Source organism: Candidatus Nitrosotenuis chungbukensis (genome assembly GCF_000685395.1).
In the GTDB taxonomy this organism is placed as follows: domain Archaea; phylum Thermoproteota; class Nitrososphaeria; order Nitrososphaerales; family Nitrosopumilaceae; genus Nitrosotenuis; species Nitrosotenuis chungbukensis.
The window spans coordinates 1-3221 of sequence record NZ_AVSQ01000010.1 but is presented as its reverse complement, the minus strand read 5'-3'; the positions used below and the strand labels follow the sequence as shown (position 1 = coordinate 3221).

Genomic DNA, 3221 nt, shown 5'->3' with positions numbered 1-3221 from the left:
TCCTATTACTTCGAGTGCTGCATCAGTTACATAACCAGATGCAATAACTTTACCCGATACTTCTAAGCTGCTTGATGCTTCACTTAGACCTGCGGATATTGTGGTCTTTGCTTTTTGTGTTGTAGAAAAACCCATGTTGAGAACGACAAAAGCCAAAGCTGCTGCTACAATTACAAATGCAATCATAACTATGGCAGACTCTACGCCTATGACTCCTCGATGGGATTGTCTATGTCCTTTTCTAATAAGGTTCATTGGATTTCTATGATGGTATTACGGTATATCCTAGAGTGTGATCAGGATGATCAAACATTGAATCGTTTGAATGTTTTTTTGATACTAGAAATTATCATTTAAAAAATTCTAAAGTCGTAATCAAATAGAATTGATGTTTGTTTAAATGAAACAGACAACAACTCAAATCATTATTATAATTTCTATTGTACATGAAATACACAAAAACTAATTTCATTAACAATGTCGAAAAAAACCAAAGTCCGAAATCTGTAGATGACAGTGGTGTCACACAATGAGCATTCAGGAAGAACTGATTACGTCACTGTCATATTTCGGATTAGAAAAAACAGACGCAATGGTATATCTGGGACTATTACAAATGGGCTCAGTAACTGTAGGTACCATGTCTGCAAAACTCGATATTGACAGAGGAAAGGCGTACCGTTCTCTCAACAAATTACGAAATCTTGGCTTGATTACTACAACGTTTTCAAATCCAACAATTTGTAAGGCAATAGAACCAAAAGAGGGACTGACCATAATCATGCAAAGAAGAGAAGATGAAATCATCACTATGCAAAAACTGTCTCGTAACATTGTAGAACAACTGCAACAAATTACCAGACCGGAAGCTGTGTCAGAAATATCATCATTCTCAATAATTCAAGGTCGTGCAAACATTTATGCACGAATTGGAAAATTGATTCAAGAGTCCACCAGAACAATCTACATTGTCACTACTGTCGAAGACATACTGAGAATGTACCACACTGCAATCCCAGAAAAAATAAAGATGTGTAGACAAAACAAGGGCGATGTCAGGGTACTGACATACACCAATTCTGAGAATCTATTGCCATTGGTCAATAGACTAAATGCGTCAGAATCAAGGATTGGAAAACTGCCATCAAAAAGCAGGATGATCGTAGAAGAGGGAGGCCAGTTAATCATGTCAGGCTCCATAAAAGAATCAATGGACTTAAACGATGACAACGACTCCATAATGTACACAAACTCGTCCGAAATGATAAACAACATGTACAGCCTATGTACGCATCTCTGGAAGAAAGCTAAATCTATTGAGTTATTGACATAACAACTTGGTTGTATTTTTTTAAGTCAGTAATTCTTTTTAATTTATTATCATCCTAAAAGCCGGATTTGTACCTAATTTACCAAAGTCAGAGTCTTTTTTGACAATTTCTTTGTAGGCTGGCTCTATGTTTACAACTATTTGGAGAGATTCTAATGCGTCAGTTATTTTTCCCTGCAAAAGCAGTGACTTTGATTTATTAAACAATGCCTTTGCGTTGTCTGGACTTATTGCCAACACCCGGTTAAAGCACACTAATGCCTCGTTTTGTTTTCCCAGGATTTGAAGAGATTGTCCTTTTTGGAATAGAGTTTCCATGTTGTTTGGTTCGATTTGAAGTGATTTATTCAGTAATTCTATAGAATCAGAATGTTGTCCAATACTTGCAAGCGAGTTTGCCTTGTTTGCAATTGCCGCAAAATTACTTGGATCATTTTTGAGAACCTGGTCAAAGCATTCAATTGATTTTTCATGTTGTCCAAGAATTGACAGTATCAGGCCTTTTTCAAGTAATGAATCATTATTTGCAGATTCTATTTCAAGAATTTTCTCATGACATAAAAGTGCCTCAGCATACTGACCCATTGCTTTCAATGACATTCCCTTTTGGTATAACGACAGCATATGATTTGGTTCTATTTTCATTATTTCATCATAACATAAAACAGAGTCGACATAGTTTCCAATTTTGTAGAGAATCACTCCTTTTTGGAATAAACACTCAACATTATTTGGGTTGATCTTTAACGCCTCATCAAAAATTCTTTTTGCGTCATCAAGACTGCCAAGATTACCAAGACACAATCCCATATAGTATAACGTATCACGATATTGTGGATTGATACAATAGATATGTTGAGCGTATCTTAATGCATCATTGTGCTTGCCAGTTTTCAGTAAAGTAGTTGTTTTGTTGTATAACGCATCCAGATTATTTGGCTCTAATGTCAATGCTTTGTCATAGTATAGCAATGCATCTTTTGTCATATCTAAATGTGTAAGGGATACAGCTTTGTGTATTAAGGACAAAACATGATTCGGTTCTAACTCAAGTACATGATCAAAGTGAGATATTGCAGCTGTGAATTTTTCTAATTTGTTCAATATCATGCCCTTATGAAACATTGCGTCGATATGATTAGTGTTTTTTTGCAAGATTTGATCAAAAACCAAAATAGCGTCATTGTACCTTCCTGTATTTTCAAAGATCAACCCTTTGTTAAACAAGGCCAGGTGATGGTTTTTTTCCAGATCCAAGACATGATCAAACACCATCAACGCTTCATCATGTTTATCAATTAAGATCAATGAGGAACCTTTGTAGTATAACGCTTCTACATTGTTTGGATTTATTGTCAGTGCCTTGTCAAAGTAGGTGAGTGCGTCGTTGTGGGAGTTGAGCTGCGCAAGTGAGATTGCCTTTCCAAGCAGTGTGTCAAAGTGGTTCTGGTTGATGGATAGGGCCTTGTCAAAGTAGGTGAATGCATCGTTGTGACAACGAAGCTGTGCCAACAAGAGGCCTTTATGACATAATGCATCCGTAGAATTTGGAACAAGTTCCAGAATTTCATCATATATTTTATCTGCATCATTAAATTTCTTAATTTTTTCTAGACATGTTGCTTTGCCAAATAATGAGTCAAAGTGTTTTTCGTTTATCGCTAATGCGTGATCATAACATAACAAAGCTTCCACATAATCTCCAATCTTCGACATGGTTTGGGCTTTGTGATAAAATGACAGATAATGCAGCTCATCATGTTGTATTACTTTATCAAAACAAATTATCGCATTATGATATTGTTCGTTATTGTATAATGTAATACCTTTTTGATACAATACGCTTGCATCATACGGATTAATTGCAAGTGCTGCGTCAAAGCAGGTGATT

General features: G+C 35.8%; 3 protein-coding genes. 1 reads left to right on the top strand and 2 read right to left on the bottom strand.

What is annotated here, in order from left to right:
* Positions 1–255: archaellin/type IV pilin N-terminal domain-containing protein (locus tag NKMY2_RS02775; RefSeq protein WP_042684298.1), on the bottom strand; the 255-nt coding region annotated here is incomplete at its 3' end.
* Between the two features lie 274 nt (positions 256–529).
* Here NKMY2_RS02775 and NKMY2_RS02770 point away from each other — a divergent pair.
* The gene (locus NKMY2_RS02770; RefSeq protein WP_042684294.1) at positions 530–1333 is read left to right on the top strand and encodes a TrmB family transcriptional regulator; all 804 of its coding nucleotides are present in this window, start codon (positions 530–532) and stop codon (positions 1331–1333) included.
* A 36-nt stretch (positions 1334–1369) separates the two neighbouring features.
* Here the strand turns inward: NKMY2_RS02770 and NKMY2_RS02765 are convergent.
* The coding region (locus NKMY2_RS02765) for a tetratricopeptide repeat protein (protein ID WP_042684292.1) at positions 1370–3221 on the bottom strand (1852 nt) is incomplete at its 5' end.

Bases quoted from the DNA above. Each gene is read 5' to 3' on its own strand.
- NKMY2_RS02770 (WP_042684294.1), top strand. From the start codon at position 530: ATGAGCATTCAGGAAGAACTGATTACGTCACTGTCATATTTCGGATTA.